Raw genomic sequence first — 17,371 nt, forward strand, 5'->3', positions numbered from 1 at the left:
TCTACTTTTGTAGAAACATCTCCCTCCTATCATTTTCAGATAAGAATATTTCTAAGCACAAATCTCATAATATGGAGAAATTAGCATTTAATCTCAAGGAATTTATCAGTGCATTTGTGGTATTATTTGCAATTATTGACATAACCGGATCCATCCCGGTTATATTAAACCTTAAAAGCAAGGGTGCATATTATAATCCAACCAAGACCACCATCTTATCTCTGTTAACTATGATTGGATTCCTGCTTGCCGGAGAAGTAATCCTGAAATTATTCAATGTAGATGTACAATCATTTGCTGTGGCTGGCTCACTCATTATCTTTGTTTTAGCTATTGAAATGATTTTTGGCGTTGAGATTTTCAAGTTGGAAAGTGAATTTAAAAATACGACAATCATTCCTCTCGTATTCCCATTGATCGCCGGAGCCGGAACCTTTACATCTCTCCTTTCTCTGAGAGCTGAATACAATGTATTAAACATAATTCTGGCTCTGATTTTTAATATGATAGTTGTCTTTTTTGTATTACGATTTATCACTAAAATCGAAAATATTCTCGGAAAAGGTGGCACCTATATACTTCGCAAGTTTTTTGGCGTAATCCTGTTAGCTATTTCTGTTAAATTATTCACCTCTAATGTCGCAATAATTATTGGAGAAGCATTTAAAGGTGTAATAAAATAAGAAAACTATCTTTCGTTCTCTTTTTCTTCTTTATTATCTGCTTCTTGCTCCCAATAACTATCTTCATCAACAATCTCGTCTGATTCGTCTATAAAGATGGACTCCCTTTGCGGGCCTTGTTTACGATACCAATATGCCAAAGCCAAACCAGATATAGCACCTGATAAATGCCCCTCCCAAGAGGTTTCAGGTGATATCAGTTCTGAAATTGGGAACATGTTCCATACTATACTTCCATAAATAAAAGCTACTATCGCAGATAAAGCCATCAACGCACGACTCCGGCGTATTATTCCACTAAAAAAAAGGAAAAATGCCACGCCGTATATCAATCCGCTTGCTCCGATATGATAAGCTGGCCTACCAATTACCCAAGTCAAAAAACCAGACAAAACCCACAAAAGGCCAAAAACTCTAAAACAGATCTCCCCATAGAAGAAGAAGAGTGCCCAAAGTAGCAGAAAAAGTGGAACAGTATTGGACCACAAATGTCTGAAATCATCGTGAATCAATGGTTCGAAGAGAATCCCGTAAAGTTGGTAAAAATCCCTAGGGTAAATACCATATCTCTCAAATTCGACTCCAAACTGAAATCCGACCACCTCTATACCCCAAAGCAACAGCAAAAAACTGCACGGGAAATACAGAGCATACAAAATGCGCTTTGTCTCCAAAGTCATACCTTTTCCCATTCTTTTAAACATGTAAATATACCAAATTAGACCGACCAGAAACTCATTTCGTTAAATATTTTCCCAATCCCCACTTTTTTTTTGTCGAAACCTTTGTTGCATCTGAATATTTTTTTAATTTTGAAAAAACAGAAATTTAACATTTTATCAACTACAATTTACCACACATATGAGTTACCTTAAGTTTGATAAAAGCACCCTGATTAACCTAGAGCAATCGCTACCGAAAGAGATGCTGCGCACCAATCACTCGGGTGCATACCATTGCACAACGCTGATAGGTTGTCATACCAGAAAATATCATGGATTATTGGTTATTCCCGTACCTGAAATTGATGAGGACAATCACGTGCTTCTTTCTTCAATAGATGAAACGATCATACAACATGGCGCAGAATTCAACCTTGGTATTCATAAATATCAGGGAGACAATTATAGTCCTAAAGGACATAAATACATTCGGGAATTTGACTATGAGGTAGTTCCGCGCGTAACCTTTCGTGTAGGAGGGGTTATATTATCAAAAGAAAAATTGTTTGTTTGGGGTGAAGACCGGATTATCGTTAAATACACGCTTATTGATGCTCATTCACCAACAACCCTGAGATTAAGACCATTCCTTTCCTTTCGAAATGTAAATGATCTTACCCAGGAGAATGAATATATAAATAAGGCATATCAAGAGGTTGAACACGGGATTAAGACATGTCTTTACCCGGGGTATCCTGAATTGTTTATGCAGACAAATAAAAAAAATAATTTCGTTTTTATTCCTGATTGGTACAAAGGGATAGAATACTCTAAAGAAATAGAAAGAGGATTTCCCTTTAAAGAAGACCTTTACACTCCGGGGTATTTTGAACTTCCAATTAAAAAAGGAGAGAGTGTATATCTCTCAGCCGGGACAAGTCAGGTAAATGCAAAAAGGCTGAAAGCCATATACGAAACAGAAGTAAGCAAAAGAGACCATCGTGATAGCTTATATAACTGTCTTAAAAATTCAGCACAGCAGTTTTATAATTACAAAGACGATTCAAAACATTACCTTCTGGCAGGTTACCCATGGTTTAAAGTGCGGGCACGAGACACATTCATAGCCCTGCCAGGATGTACCCTTAGTATTGATAAAAAGGATAATTTCGAGAAGATCATGCATACAGGGTTAGAGGCTTTGATTAAATTCATAAAAAAGGAAAAGCCAGACCCCATTATCAAAGAGATCGAACAGCCAGATGTTCCACTATGGGCTATTTGGGCAATACAACAATATTGTAAGGAATACGGTACCGAAGAATTATGTTCTAACTTTGGAACAATCACTGAAATAATTGAATTTATCAGAACAGGAAGACACCCAAACTTGTTTTTACACGACAATGGCCTTCTTTATTCTTATGGAAAAGAAAAGGCTATTTCCTGGATGAATTCATCTATTGGTAATTTACCTGTTGTTCCCCGCTCGGGATATCTTGTTGAATTTAATGCGTTATGGTATAATGCACTTAGATTTGCCGCAAAGCTTTACCGAAAAAAAGGCCAAGAAAATGAGGCTAATGAACTAGAAATTCTGGCTGATAAGGTTGGAGATTCTTTTAAAAAGGTATTCAGAAATGAAGCGGGCTATCTTTTTGATTACGTAGATGGCGATTATAAAGACTGGAGCGTTCGCCCCAATATGCTTTTCGCCATATCTCTGGAATACAGCCCTCTAAATAAACAAGAGCGAAAACAGGTTCTTGATTATGTAACAAAAGAGTTACTTACGCCTAAAGGGATTCGGTCATTAAGCCCCAAAAGCCAAGGCTACACACCGTATTATGCTGGTCCACAAGCACATCGTGATTACGCTTATCACCAGGGAACAGCATGGCCATGGTTAATGGGTTTCTACCTTGAAGCCTACTTAAATATTTTCGGTATGAGCGGTCTCACATTTGCAGAAAACAGACTTATCAGTTTTGAAGATGAAATGGCGAATAATTGTGTAGGTACAATAAGTGAATTGTACGATGGTAATCCTCCGTTTACAGGTCGTGGAGCTGTCTCTTTTGCCATGAACGTGGCTGAAATTTTGCGGGCGATGAAGTTGATTAAATCTTTTAATATTTAATACCATAATTAATGAAAGCACTAATGTTTGGTTGGGAGTTTCCACCTCATATTCTTGGGGGATTGGGAACAGCGAGCTACGGGCTTACAAGAGGTATGGCAAGCTGTGGTGATATGGACATCACATTTGTTATACCGAAACCGTGGGGTGATGAGGATAGAAGTTTTCTGAAAATTATCGGAGCCAACTGCACTCCCGTTGCATGGCGGGATCACCAGTGGGACTATGTTAACCAAAGAATCGGACATTGTATGAATCCGCAGGACTATTATGATTTGCGGGACCATATTTATGCCGATTTCAACTACATGCACCATCTTAATGATTTAGGATGTATAGAATTCTCCGGAAGATACCCTGAAAATCTATTAGAGGAAATCAACAATTACTCCATTGTTGCCGGAGTCATTGCCAGAACTTATCCGTTTGACGTAATCCATTCTCACGACTGGCTTACTTATCCGGCGGGTATTCATGCAAAACAAATAACAGGAAAACCACTTGTTATACATGTGCATGCAACCGATTTTGACAGAAGCCGTGGCAATGTAAACCCTCAGGTTTTTGCAATTGAGAAAGACGGTATGAATTGGGCTGACCATATCATTTGTGTTAGCGATCTGACCAGAAAGACAGTAATTGAAAAATATCAGATTGATCCCCGGAAAGTTTCTACAGTCCACAATGCGGTAGAACCCATCAGTCCGGAAATAGAAGCTATCGAGCCTAAAAGAAATACAAAGGACAAAGTTGTTACATTCTTAGGCCGCATTACCATGCAAAAAGGGCCTGAATATTTTGTTGAAGCAGCACACAGAGTCCTCAGCAAAACCAAAGATGTCCGTTTTGTTATGGCCGGGAGTGGTGATAAAATGAATGACATGATTAAGCTGGCTTCAGCCAGGGGAATTGCAGACAGATTTCACTTCACAGGCTTCCTTAAAGGAAAACAAGTGTACGAAATGTTGAAGTCTAGTGATGTGTATATCATGCCCTCTGTTTCTGAGCCATTCGGCATTTCCCCTCTCGAAGCAATGCAAGTGGGAGTTCCCAGTATTATTTCATTGCAATCAGGATGTGCTGAAATTCTTTCAAATGTGATAAAAATCAATTACTGGGACATTGAAGCTATGGCAGACGCAATCTACTCCATAGTGACTTATCCAGCGATGTATGACCATCTAAAAGAAGAAGGGAAAAAGGAAGTCGACCAGATTATTTGGGAAAAAGCAGGTCGAAAGGTAATAGACATCTATAAACAAGTATTAGGTTGGCAGTAAAATTCATAAAAGCCAAAGAAATCAATTTGTAAACCATCAAAAATTTAGACATATGAAAACTATTTGCTTTTACTTTCAAATACACCAACCATTCCGTTTAAAACGATATAGATTTTTTGATATTGGATGTGACCACTATTACTATGATGATTTTAATAATGAGTCAATCATTTCTCGTATTGCTGAACATTCTTATATTCCGGCATTACAAACGATCAGTGAAATGATTTCCGCTTCAAATGGAAAATTTAAAGTAGCTTTCTCTATTTCCGGAACAGCATTGGAACAGCTTGAGATCTATGTACCTGAAGTAATTGAGCATCTAAGAAATCTGGCGAAAACAGGTTGTGTTGAGTTTCTAGCAGAAACTTATGCACATTCACTTGCATCTCTTTATGATGAAGCTGAATTCACCCGCCAGGTTCAAATGCATATCAACAAAATCAAGAACCTCTTTGGATTAACACCAACTGTTTTCCGCAATACAGAGTTAATTTACTCAGATGAAATCGGAGAAATGGCACACAGAATGGGCTTCAAAGGAGTAATTGCCGAAGGAGCCAAACATATTTTGGGATGGAAGAGCCCCAATTATGTGTATAGCTGTGGCGCTGCACCCAAACTTAAACTGTTGATGAGAAACTTTAAATTCAGTGATGATATATCTTTCCGTTTCTCAAATCAAAATTGGAACAATTATCCTTTAACAGCAGATAAATACATGGACTGGGTTGCACAGACTCCTGAAAATGAAAAGCTGGTGAACCTATTCATGAACTTCGATACATTCGGGGAAATGCAATCAAAAGAAAGCGGTATTTTTGACTTTCTTAAGGCATTACCGCAATGTGCCAAAATAAGAGATATCGATTTCCAGACTCCAAGCGAAGTGATTAAGAATAACCAGGCTGTCGACAATATATACGTGATGCACCCCATGTCATGGGCCGATGAGGAACGTGATACAAGCGCATGGTTGGGCAACCGCCTGCAAAAAGATGCTGCCGGCAAATTATACTCTATTAGCGAACGCGTTCGTCTTAGTCATGACCGGCGCTTGATGCAAGACTGGATCTATCTTCAATCAAGTGACCATTTCTATTATATGAGTACAAAACACTCATCCGATGGTGCTGTTCATAGTTATTTCAGCCCTTATGATTCTCCGTTTGATGCGTTTACCAATTATATGAATGTTCTGGGTGACTTCATTGATCGGGTAAATGCCCAGTATCCTGACACGATTGATAACGAAGAGCTAAATGCACTTTTGACAACCATTTACAATCAGGATGCAAAAATCAACCAACTTGAAAGTGAACTCAAGAAACTGAAAAACGGTAAGAAAAAAACGGTTAATTCAGGAGATTAATCTAATAAAAGAAGAAAACAGGAGGTAATTTGAAATATACCTCCTGTTTTTTTATGCCTATTTGATCTTCGATGGTTCATATACAATACTAACCCCATTTAGTGAAGTTATAGTTGGGTTAGGCCCACTAATATCAAGATAATGTATTTCATAGGGATGAGGAGATGGAGCTGAGCCATTATCAATAGCTTCTGCCAATTTTTTCATGTTCCGGATATAGTCAATAGACAACGCTTTTTTCAAATATGGATAATGCCCGCAATAAATATTGTTTATGCCATTGCTCATCAACTTTTCCATTTTATCACAGGATCGGATATAAGTTTTGATCGGTGAAAATGGCCACAATTGTAACCACACCAATCCCGAGCCAAATGCATCGCCGGTAAAACAATTTCCGGCAGACCGGTCAATCAGGACTATCGCCCCCGGCGTATGACCGGGCATATGTTTTACCTCAATTGTTTTATCTCCTAGGTCAAAGAGATCTCCATCATTTACATAATGAACTTTCCCATAAAATGGTTTAAGCCGTTTCATTAAGAGTGTATCTGCCGGATGAAAATAGATATCTTTAAAAGGTGTAATATTCCCGGCATGATCAAGATGCATATGTGTTATCACTACATAAAGAGGCTTTTGGGTTATCCGATGGACCACCTCATCCAGTTTTTCACAGTTTGTTCCGGTATCGATGAGCATTGCCTTTTTACTCCCTTCGATAATATACATAGTCGTTTTATCCGTTGTCTCTACCACCCAAAGTTTGTCTTCAAGTTTTGTTATCTTTAAATCAGCATTACTGAATACCTGTGCATTTAATCCAGTGTTTAACCGAATGCAGGTAAACACAAAAATGATTATGATATGAAGTTTCATATGACATTTGTTTTTTGTTATGATTTCTAATTGTCAAAACAATTCGTGACATCACTGATGGAGAAGAATTGCCCCGGCATCACGCAGGAGCAATTCAGTCACACACAAACCAGTTTATACAAGACTAATACTGATCTTTATTATTCAAGCACAAAAGTGCTTTTTAGTCGTATATCTGCTGAAGATGCACCAATCATCAAATCAAACTGTCCGGGTTCAGCCACCCACTCGAGTTTGCGGTTATAGAAAGAAAGCTTCTCTTTATCGATCGTAAAATGGACAGTTTTGTGCTCACCTGAATCCAAATGAATCTTTTGGAAATCCTTGAGTTCTTTCACTGGTCTGACAACAGAGGCAACCTGATCCCTGAAATAAAGCTGAACCACCTCATCACCTGCATATTTTCCGGTATTTGTCAGAGAAAAAGAGACCTCAATCTTTTCATTCGACTTCATGTGTTCAGAACTAAGTTTAAGCCCATCATAGAGGAATGAGGTGTAACTCAATCCAAATCCGAATGGATAACGGGGAGATTTAGCCAAATCAATATACCCGGATTGATAGTTGGCAAATGATCCATCATCGGATGCTGGCCGACCAGTATTCAGGTAATTATAATAAATGGGAATCTGACCTTCACTGGCAGGAAATGTCATTGGCAATTTCCCTGAAGGATTATAGTCTCCAAACAAGACATCAGCCATAGCATTTCCTGCTTCAGAGCCCAACCACCAGGTATAAACTATAGATGAAACATGCTCCGCCGTCCAGTTAAATATCAACGGACGACCTGCATTTACCAACACAATTACAGGCTTACCCGTTGTATATATAGCTTTTATCAACTCTTCCTGAATCCCTGGAAGATGAATATTAGACCGACTTTTGGCTTCACCACTCATGTCACGTTTCTCTCCGACTGTCAATATTACCACATCAGCTTTTCTGGCAACATTCACAGCTTCTGAAAAACCGACCTTTGAAGTATCAGTGATATCACAACCCTTTGCATACAGTAAATTTCCTTTCCCTACACGAGCCTCTAATCCTTCGAAGGGAGAAATCACATCGCTGTTATCCGGCCATTCTACATTCCAGAAACCCAACATATCTACTTTGGATTTGGCTAAAGGTCCAATAAGAGCAATCTTTTTTGAGGGCGCCAAAGGTAATAGCCCATTTTCATTTTTAAGTAAGACTATACTTTTCCGCGCAACATCGCGTGCTTGTATCCTATGTTCTGTATCTGCTATTGTCTGAATCTCCCGTTCGGAAATACTGAAGCGAAACGGATCATCAAATAGTCCCAATTCAAATTTTTTAGTAAGAATGCGTCTTGCCGCATCATTTATCAGTGAGACTGATACTTTCCCATCCCTTACCAATTGTTTTAGATTCCGATTGTAACAACGACTTTCCATGTCCATATCGCTGCCTGCAGAAATAGCAGCCTGGGCAGCTTCATACTGGTCTTTGACATAACCATGTTGAATCATTTCGCCAATCGAACCCCAATCACTTACCACAAAGCCCTGGAATCCCCATTTACCTTTAAGAATATCCCGTTGCAAATAGGAATTACCTGTAGCCGGAATACCATTCAGATCATTGAAACTATTCATAAAAGTAGCAGCTCCAGCGTCCAATGCTGCTTTAAACGGAGGAAGATAAACTTCCCATAGAGAGCAGTCGCTCATATCCACAGAGTTATAGTCTCTTCCACCAATTGCAGCACCATAAGCAGCAAAATGCTTAACGCATGCCATTACGGCATCAGTCGCACCCAGGCCTTTTCCCTGAAATCCTTTCACCCGTGTCCGGGCAATAGCACACCCCAGATAAGTATCTTCTCCTGCACCCTCCATCACACGCCCCCAACGGGCATCACGTGCAATGTCGACCATTGGAGCAAATGTCCAGTGAATACCTGAAGCAGCAGTTTCAACAGCAGCAATACGTGCAGATGTTTCAATTGCATTCATGTCCCAACTGGCAGCTTCAGCCAAAGGGATCGGAAATATAGTTTTGTAACCATGAATTACATCCAGGCCGAAAAGTAACGGGATTCTCAATCGGGATTGCAGTGCTATTTCCTGCATTGCCCGGGTTTTGTCAACTCCCTTCACATTAAGTAATGAACCGACTTTTCCCTCACGTATTTCCTGAAGTTTGTTTCCCTCTGGCGATACAGGTCCGGTAGCCCAAGAACTGGAATATTGGTTGAGTTGTCCTATCTTTTCATCAAGTGTCATCAACTTCATCAGTGAATCTACCCGTTGTGCGACCGTATGATTTTGAGCCGAAAGATTATTGAAAAATAAAAGCAAACTCAATCCGACTGCCGTATACAGCCCTTTTTTAGAGTTTGCTTTATAGTAAGAACACATCAACTGATTGACTGTAGATTTCATATGTCATTATTTATTTTTGTTTTGGCCACATATGGTACCGAAGCTATCGGTATCGCATATTATGTCATACACTTTGATGAACTCTTGTTCATGCTCGTTTCATATAAAGAGTTATATAATACATCCTAAAGGAAATCCGGACAATATCTAAGCGGTACTGAAAAACGGTCGGGAGTCACTCTCTCTCGCATTTTTCAGTGCCGTTTTCTCGTTTTTCTGTGCCGCTCTTGCATTTCGGAGTGACTCTCTCGCATTTTTCAGTGCCTCCGACGCATTTTTCAGTGCCGCATTCGCATTTCGGAGTGACTCCAGACCATTTTTCAGTGACTCTTATGTGTTTTTCAGTACCCTGCAATATCTATCCGGCTTATTTATCTTATCTCTTTAATTAACCAACACTGTGCTGATTGAATGTGGGTGCGCTTCAATCTGTACAGCACGACCTTTAATCCACAATTTATAGGCTATTTTTTCAGAACTACGATTCATCACCACAACTGCGAATGTCCCGTCTGTATTTACAAATCCTGTTGCCAACAGCTTATCCCGATTTGAAGATACCGCTACTCTTTTCGCTCCCGGTCTGATATATTTCGAAAAATGGCCGATATAATAATAGATATTAGTATAAAGCAGTTCTCCTTTTCGTGTATCTGCTATAATCGGAGCAAAACAATAATTTCCTACGTGATTAGGGCCGCCATTTTCGTCTAAAAGAATATTCCAGTCAGTCCAGGCAACTGTTCCACAATTAAAGTCATTGATCATTGAATAACCATATTTCTCCCCTAATGTCCAGTCTTTGATCCGATCATACTGAAAGCGTTCGATACAACCTTCCGTGAAAAAAAGTTTTTTATCAGGGAAAGCTTCGTGCACACGTTTCAGGTTCTCAAAAAGCATATCACTTCCGGTCCATGTTTCATACCAATGGTACCCAATCCCCCACACATATTTGGCCGCTTCCGGATCACTAAGAATGGTACTTGCCCGCTGATATACCTGATCCCGATTGTGATCCCACGCGATCATTTTTTTATCAGACATACCTGCCTTTTGTAACGTTGGGCCAAGATATCGACGTATAAAATCCCGTTCTTCCTCTGCAGTAAACACACAGGATTCCCATTTCTGTTTGGCCATTGGCTCATTTTGCACAGTTAATCCCCAGATAGGAATGCCTTCTTTTCTGTACTCATTGATGAATTTCACATAGTAATTTGCCCAGGCCTGACGGTAATTGGCTAGCAGTTTTCCTCCTTGTAACATATTGTTATTATCCTTCATCCAGGCTGGAGGACTCCATGGACTTACAAACAGCGTCAAAGACCCACCGGCTGCGGTTACAGCTTGTTTGATAAGAGGAATTTTATACTTCTTATCGTGTTCAACCGAAAAACTGTTCAGCTCTTTATCGTTCACTTTTACATAAGTATAGTTATCACTTGAAAAATCACAACTGTTGATGTTTGTACGACCTAAGGTATAACCTATTCCTTTGGTTTTGCTGTAATAAGCATCAAGTAACTCCTGTTGCTTCAGTTTTGGTAATTTGGCAAATGTTTCCGCTGAAGCATCTGTCAAGGCACCTCCTATTCCAACCATAGTCTGGAAAGTTTTTGACGGATCAACAAACACACAGACTTCTGTTTCCAACGGTTGGGGAACCGATTGAAATTCTGTTATCTGAGTTGGTGTAAAACGGTAATCGGTATTTTGAGCAGTGGTAATAACCTTTGCAGAATGAGGTTGGAATAGATTATTGGTCTTTCCTCCCGCCTGAGCGGATTGACCAAGGCTTAAAATTGCGGTCAGGGAAATAGCAGAAATTGCAAACTTCATATTCTTCATTTTTAGAGTATTATATAATAATGATAGATTCAAGATATTATTTTTTTATCAAACGCTCACTTAACGACACTGCATCTCCGGATAGTTTTGCCAGATAAATACCTTTGGGCAGGCTGGATATATTCAAATGTTCTATTTGATTATCAGCACTTAGTGACTGTTTAAACACAAGAGTCCCCGAGAGGTTATATAACTGGACAGATGCAGTTTCACCCAATAAATCAGGATGCGTTATTGATACACTTTCTCCTGCCGGATTAGGAATCAACTTAACATTATCTTTTACTGATTCGGATACATCTGTTGATACAGTACTCCAGGTAAATGAAGCAACAGAATTCGTTGGTATTGTGTAAATAAACGATTTTCCATTACAGGTTAATTTCACATTCTGGTCTGATGAAGCACTATTAAAGGTTATGACAGCAATAGTTCCATCGCTGTTTTTAAATGCAGTCACAGAAACATTACTATTGCTGGAAGTGGTATTTATCCTGGCTGCTCCCGATTGGACAAACTTAGAAGCCTGCCCTATGATATAATATGCAACATTTCGGACAATTGTACTTCCATTAATTGTTACAGCTCCCATACACGTAGTGCAACCACCGGACGTATGCGGCCCATAAGATGAATTATTCGCCAGATTCCATTCAAAGATAGCTTTAGCCCAGTTATTCGCCCCCCCGATAACCACATTTTTAATATGCCATCCCAAATCTCCTGAGAAAGAACCAGTAGAAGCTGAATATTGTTCCGTAAAATAAACGTTTTTATTGGTCGCATTCTTCACTGTTGTCAATGCCGAAATATTTCCGGCATAAAGATGAAATACCGCACCATCCACATAGCTGCTATTATTGCAAACATCAATCGGATAGGTTGTATTGTCACAATTATGATCATAAGCAATTATTTTCACGTTTGAATAACCAGCAGCCAGTAAGGCCGGTCCAAGATTATTATTGATAAAATTCTTTTGTTCCGTAGAACTCATTCCCATGCTGGGATCATTACTTTGGTTCAATGGCTCATTTTGCGGAGTAATTGCCCAAATCTTTATCCCCTGAGCGCTCATGGCATCGAGATATTTAACAAAATAGCGTGCATAAGAAGAATAATAACTGTTATTTAGAGTACCTCCTATCCATGATGTGTTGGACTTCATCCAACGCAGAGCGGTCCAGGGCGTTGCCAATATTTTCATATCAGGATTTATCGCCAGTATCTTCTTTATTATGGGAATCAAATAAGTTTGATCAGCTCCAACCAGACTAAAATTCATCATATTTACATCTCCTGATGATTCATTGTAGCTATAGTCGGAAGAGCTTAGGTCTGATGCACCAATACTGATACGAATGGCAGAAATACCTATTCCGGTCGTTTTATTAAACAACTCATTCAGGAGCTGGATTTGCAGAGATTCAGACAAAGAACTGATCACTTCGGCACTCCCTTCGGTAAGAGTAAAGCCCAGGCCATCCATTGTCTGATAGGCTATCGACGGATCAATAGTTATGGAATTTGTAGATGTAGAAGTAGTTCCGAATACTACAGATGACTGTTTCTGAAGAAGGAGAGTCTTACTTCCGGTTGTCAACCACGGTGTTACCGTTTGCGACATTGCTCCAGAGGCAAAAAACACCCCGATAAAAGTATTAATAATCCATATTTCTATCCTGATTGACAGAGGTTTGCTTGAGCTGTGTTTCACGTTTCAGATTCTTATTACTGGTTTTATTAAAGATACACCTTAACAATCCGAAACTTACTAATTTCAGGTTAAGGTGTATCAGCTACTCTTAATGCAAACTCAAATTCACTTGATTGTATCTGCTTTTGTGAATTTAAATCCCTGAGAAATACTATTACCGACACCCTTTATAACCAAAACATATTGCATCGGTGATAGTGAGGTTATGTTGATTTCCTTTTTATCGGACAATTGGCCGTTCAAGACTATTTGCCCATCCAACTTATAAACTGAATAATCATAGGGTCTATCAGAAGTCAATCCATCTATCGTCACCTCATTCTGAGCCGGATTAGGTGAAATTCTGATTCTTCCTGTTGTCGTATTTTCTGAGACTCCGGTTGTAACCTGTTGTACACGTTGTACTGTGTTTGTACTTTGAGCCTGATTTACAAGAGCATTTGTACCTAATACGGCCTGACCGTCAAGTGGTGCATAAATCTCCAGACTCGATTTCAACATTTTTCCGCTATTGAGTCCTGTTAACTCATCACTATTCATCCCCGATCTGTAGAAAAATAGCTCTCTGTAATCAATTACCGCCGGTGCATTGACATCATTCAGGCTGAATTTATCAGCAAGAAGTTTTTCACTTAAACGACCGGATTCCATAGCATCTGAATATAAAAGAGTTTCACCTCTGGCATAAAAATGAGTTAAGGTAACCTTGTGCCATTGTCCGTCATTTACAACGGTAGTTCCGGTAATAATCCCACCGTTAGGGGATGAATATTGCAGGACACCAGCATCTGTAATCGTAAGCGAACCGGTTTGTCCAGCCTGGTCAAACGAAGAAATAATACCTGTACCGGTAGTTCTCACGTCAAATGATATCGTAAACGGGTGAATCAGATTTTCAGGAATAAAAGTCAGTCTATCTGTTGACACTGATTTCCCCAAAGTCAAATAAGTTCCGGATACTTTCTGCGGCAATGATTTTCCATTCTGAATCGCGTCAAAAAGAGAGGGTACGATTGCATAAGAAAACTCTGCATGTCCGGCATCATTCGGGTGATAGACATCAGACTGATATCCAACCGGCCATTTTCCGGTGCCATCGTCAATTGCTCCAAGCATGTTTACACTGGGGACATCCCATTCGTGAATCAGCATATTCATCTGACGGATGTACGAATAATCAGTCAAGTCAAAATCAGCACGGGTGTAGTTATTCGTTACCAATGGATATTTGCCACTTGCACGGGCCATATCAATCAGAGTTTGCATGTTGGTTTTGAACTGATTGAAAATCGCCTGTTTATCAGTAGCTTCATGGATACCTTCATTACCAAGAGAAAGAGCATAGACTACATATTTACTACACTGAGGAGTTAGATCTGACTCCCATCGGCTTAAGAGATTCAACGTACTATTTCCATTTACGGAAATATTTCCTACACTCCAGTTATATCCCTTGTTGTCAGCAAATCGTTGAGCCAGCTCCTGCGTATACAGATAGCGATATCCCTGCATATTGGTAGCCCCCTGTCCATTAGCAACAGATGAGCCCATCCAGGCAATACGGTAATTATCTATTGACGGACATGCAACCGAATAGGTATAGTTTCTCAGGTCAACTGTTACATTTACCAATCCGTACCCAAGGGGAATATCTTCCACCGTATAGCCATTGGCGCTGGCCTGTGACTCCATCCTGACAGTATGGGAAGTACCCTGAACCCTTTTCAACACATATGACCAATTACCATTTGCCCGTAATACAAACCGGGGTGTTTCAGTTGTTGTAACGGTCATATCTACAAGACCTGACCAAACCCCGTTACCCTGATAAGTCAGTGGAACATCACCTCCCCATCCGCTAACGATTGTGCTACCGACAACACTCCATTTGGTAATTGGCAAAATCGTGTAAGTATTGGTGCTTAGATTTACCGTAATCAATACAGGCCCAGACTCCGCAGGATCAATTCCTGCACCTCCGGCCTGAATAGTACCCGACGTTGCTCCTGCTCCAAATACCGTAGCAGACTGATCCTGTGAAGTATAAAAATTAAAAGTCCCGTCTGACTTCAATGAGGTATAAATCTCAAATACAGGAGTTACAATACCATTAAATCCGGTAACCATTTTCATCGGAATGGCACTCCCTATATTATCTCCGTTTTCTGTGTTTGATCCGGAAAAATAGAGCGCTGCAAGCTGATTTGAGATGGTAATTTGCTTTGTTACAGTAATGGTAGAACTGGTTTGAGTCAGTGTTGCAGTTACTGTTACAGCGCCATTCTTTTTGGGATAAAGGAGCCCATTCGCATCAATGTAAGCAACGGTTTCATCATCCACTTTCCAGGAAACAGTCTTTACAGTCGCATTGGACGGTGTAATTTGAGCCGACATTTGCGAAGTTGCCCCGGTTGAAGAAATATTATTTCCAGAGATAGTAATGGAGGTAGCATCAATCTGACCTGCAGTATATTCTTCAACTTTCATCAGGTTAATATGAGCATAGGTTCCGGATGAAACTGCCAGATCCAGCGTAATCTCGCCACTTGCATTCGGGTAAATCAGATCAGAAGCATATACAGTACTGTTGTTTCCGTTATAGCCGGTACCACCCAGATTAGTTCCTGAAGTCTGAAGATTACCAATGGCTGAATTTATTCCGGTAAGTGTGTATTTTGCGATCCGGGGCTCAGTTGTATTCCGGCTACCAAAAATATAGAACTTATATGCTTTGGATGGATTTAATCCTGTGAGTTTAAATGCTCCCGGCGTTGAAGCATTTGTAGTAAAGAAATAATCCTGAGTAGCTGTCGCTATGGCATATTCACCCAATAATGTAGTACCGGGTGCAGTAAGTCCACCGGATAGAATCCCGTTTTTTGACATGGCTTTAGTCACCAACAAACGAAATCCTGTCGCTGCATTCGTTGAATTAACGATAGCGATATTTCCGGCAACAGTATTGTCAGTCAGGTTATTCCAGTAGTTTCCATTTACATCCGGACTGGTGGTTATATTCCCGTTGGTAACATCATTCGGTCCAAAATCCACGTAAAACTTTTGCTGCAAGGTCTGAGCATTTAGTTGCACAAAACCTAACATCATACAAATCAGAAAATAAAATATCTTTCTCATTGTCCTTTTGTTTTTAATTTTTCAAGCAGGCACTTGTAAGCAGCTCTCGTTATTTGAAAATCTTAGTTATACTTTTATGATCAACCACCACCAGATAAAGCCCACTGCTCCACGCCGAGGTATTGATATCCAGGTGTTCGGCTGCTGAAAGGGTTGCTATTTTCAAACCGGTTGCACTATATACCTCAACCAGCTCTTTTGCTCCATCCACAGATAGAGATTCACTCACCTTTGTCGGATAAACGCTCACTCTATTATTATCTTCAGCATTTACAACCATAGGCGTATTTCCCGGAATAATCAAAGAAGTCTGGCCAGAAATTGTACCATCCAATCCGACATTAAACTGGATATTTGACGAAGTGGTATTGTACACATAAATGGAAGAGTTAATGTCTTTCCAACCAGAAGATTTAGCACCCGGATTCCAGGCATAACATCCACTGGCTGCATTAATAGTTGCAGACCAGATCCAGGCTGTATCATTTTTCTCAATCGGATTGGCACCTGTACATCGGGCTACTCCCGGATAAAGTGCGTACCACCAGTCTCCGGTGGGCTGAATACTCTCGGCATACAGGGTGGTAGAGGCATTGGTTACAGTACCTCCCTGAAAATAGAGATTGGTTTCATTATTATTGACAGCATCATTGGTCTTTTGACCTTTGCTTTTATCTATCAGTTTAAGAGTTACCGGAAATTTATCAGCAGTGATCACGATCTGTGTTGTACCGGTTATTTCTCCGATAGCAGAGATGGTAAACGATAAGTTATCTGTAGCACCGTAGTAGAGAATACGTTTATTCATTGGTTGCCAGCCCAATGTCTTCATATAGGGATTCCACTGATAGGTGCCTGGAGCAGCATTTAATGTAGCCTGCCAGGTCCAGTCTGATGTGTTTTTAACGAGTTGAGAACCTGTAATTCCGGCCTCTCCGCTATATAAAGGATACCACCAGTTAGTCCAGGTTGATGGAGCCAGTCCTGATGACAACCAGGCAAATAGATTCACCTCATTTTGGTCGTTCGTTTTGTTGGTTTTGGCTCCCATTGTCTGGTCAATAACTTTGATTGTTACCGGAAATGTTGTCTGACTATGAACAGATTGAAAAAACACGAATAAAAACAAAGCCAATACACTCTTAGTAATTGTTTTCATAATACATAAATTTAAGTTGCAAAGACGTATAGTTAATTCATTCAATAACAATTAATTATTTATGCAAAGGAGCTTTCATCAG

General features: G+C 39.9%; 11 protein-coding genes. 4 read left to right on the plus strand and 7 right to left on the minus strand.

The window, feature by feature from the left end:
* Positions 1–71 precede the first annotated feature (71 nt).
* Positions 72–683, plus strand: coding sequence for a MarC family protein (locus MLE17_RS13850; RefSeq protein WP_243349306.1), 612 nt, complete (start codon positions 72–74; stop codon positions 681–683).
* 5 nt (positions 684–688) lie between these two features.
* On the opposite strand, the gene MLE17_RS13855 is transcribed toward MLE17_RS13850, so the two are convergent.
* Positions 689–1,387 (minus strand): rhomboid family intramembrane serine protease, encoded by a 699-nt coding sequence (locus MLE17_RS13855; protein WP_243349307.1) that lies wholly within the window; start codon positions 1,385–1,387, stop codon positions 689–691.
* 157 nt (positions 1,388–1,544) lie between these two features.
* Between MLE17_RS13855 and MLE17_RS13860 the strand changes: the two genes are divergently transcribed.
* From MLE17_RS13860 to MLE17_RS13870, 3 genes are read left to right on the plus strand one after another with little or no spacing between them, the layout of a single operon-like run.
* Positions 1,545–3,485, plus strand: coding sequence for a glycogen debranching enzyme N-terminal domain-containing protein (locus MLE17_RS13860; protein WP_243349308.1), 1,941 nt, complete (start codon positions 1,545–1,547; stop codon positions 3,483–3,485).
* A gap of 11 nt (positions 3,486–3,496) precedes the next feature.
* Positions 3,497–4,765 (plus strand): glycosyltransferase family 4 protein, encoded by a 1,269-nt coding sequence (locus tag MLE17_RS13865; protein WP_243349309.1) that lies wholly within the window; start codon positions 3,497–3,499, stop codon positions 4,763–4,765.
* 52 nt (positions 4,766–4,817) lie between these two features.
* On the plus strand, positions 4,818–6,137 hold the full coding sequence (locus tag MLE17_RS13870; RefSeq protein ID WP_243349310.1) for a glycoside hydrolase family 57 protein: 1,320 nt from the start codon (positions 4,818–4,820) through the stop codon (positions 6,135–6,137).
* A 57-nt stretch (positions 6,138–6,194) separates the two neighbouring features.
* Here MLE17_RS13870 and MLE17_RS13875 read toward each other — a convergent pair whose 3' ends face one another.
* The 6 genes from MLE17_RS13875 to MLE17_RS13900 all read right to left on the minus strand — a co-directional run bounded on the left by MLE17_RS13875 (position 6,195) and on the right by MLE17_RS13900 (position 17,289).
* Entirely contained in the window at positions 6,195–7,016 is an 822-nt protein-coding gene (locus MLE17_RS13875; RefSeq protein ID WP_243349311.1) for an MBL fold metallo-hydrolase, read from the minus strand.
* 140 nt (positions 7,017–7,156) lie between these two features.
* Positions 7,157–9,427 (minus strand): glycoside hydrolase family 3 N-terminal domain-containing protein, encoded by a 2,271-nt coding sequence (locus tag MLE17_RS13880; protein WP_243349312.1) that lies wholly within the window; start codon positions 9,425–9,427, stop codon positions 7,157–7,159.
* A gap of 384 nt (positions 9,428–9,811) precedes the next feature.
* Complete coding sequence (locus MLE17_RS13885; protein WP_243349313.1) at positions 9,812–11,269, minus strand: glycoside hydrolase family 30 protein; 1,458 nt, start codon at positions 11,267–11,269, stop codon at positions 9,812–9,814.
* A 46-nt stretch (positions 11,270–11,315) separates the two neighbouring features.
* The gene (locus MLE17_RS13890) at positions 11,316–12,995 is read right to left on the minus strand and encodes a glycoside hydrolase family 30 beta sandwich domain-containing protein (protein WP_243349314.1); all 1,680 of its coding nucleotides are present in this window, start codon (positions 12,993–12,995) and stop codon (positions 11,316–11,318) included.
* A gap of 105 nt (positions 12,996–13,100) precedes the next feature.
* Positions 13,101–16,130, minus strand: a complete 3,030-nt coding sequence (locus MLE17_RS13895; RefSeq protein WP_243349315.1) for a GDSL-type esterase/lipase family protein — start codon at positions 16,128–16,130, stop codon at positions 13,101–13,103.
* 49 nt (positions 16,131–16,179) lie between these two features.
* On the minus strand, positions 16,180–17,289 hold the full coding sequence (locus MLE17_RS13900) for a T9SS type A sorting domain-containing protein (protein ID WP_243349316.1): 1,110 nt from the start codon (positions 17,287–17,289) through the stop codon (positions 16,180–16,182).
* Between the last annotated feature and the right edge of the window lie 82 nt (positions 17,290–17,371).

The organism is Parabacteroides sp. FAFU027 (assembly GCF_022808675.1).
Classification (GTDB): Bacteria; Bacteroidota; Bacteroidia; order Bacteroidales; family UBA7332; genus CAXXIC01.

What these genes read in the sequence shown, in the direction of transcription:
- MLE17_RS13855 (WP_243349307.1), bottom strand. Translation starts at nt 1,387, where the DNA reads ATGTTTAAAAGAATGGGAAAAGGTATGACTTTGGAGACAAAGCGCATT.
- MLE17_RS13860 (WP_243349308.1), top strand. Translation starts at nt 1,545, where the DNA reads ATGAGTTACCTTAAGTTTGATAAAAGCACCCTGATTAACCTAGAGCAA.
- MLE17_RS13870 (WP_243349310.1), top strand. Translation starts at nt 4,818, where the DNA reads ATGAAAACTATTTGCTTTTACTTTCAAATACACCAACCATTCCGTTTA.
- MLE17_RS13850 (WP_243349306.1), top strand. Translation starts at nt 72, where the DNA reads ATGGAGAAATTAGCATTTAATCTCAAGGAATTTATCAGTGCATTTGTG.
- MLE17_RS13865 (WP_243349309.1), top strand. Translation starts at nt 3,497, where the DNA reads ATGAAAGCACTAATGTTTGGTTGGGAGTTTCCACCTCATATTCTTGGG.
- MLE17_RS13875 (WP_243349311.1), bottom strand. Translation starts at nt 7,016, where the DNA reads ATGAAACTTCATATCATAATCATTTTTGTGTTTACCTGCATTCGGTTA.
- MLE17_RS13900 (WP_243349316.1), bottom strand. Translation starts at nt 17,289, where the DNA reads ATGAAAACAATTACTAAGAGTGTATTGGCTTTGTTTTTATTCGTGTTT.
- MLE17_RS13895 (WP_243349315.1), bottom strand. Translation starts at nt 16,130, where the DNA reads ATGAGAAAGATATTTTATTTTCTGATTTGTATGATGTTAGGTTTTGTG.
- MLE17_RS13885 (WP_243349313.1), bottom strand. Translation starts at nt 11,269, where the DNA reads ATGAAGTTTGCAATTTCTGCTATTTCCCTGACCGCAATTTTAAGCCTT.
- MLE17_RS13880 (WP_243349312.1), bottom strand. Translation starts at nt 9,427, where the DNA reads ATGAAATCTACAGTCAATCAGTTGATGTGTTCTTACTATAAAGCAAAC.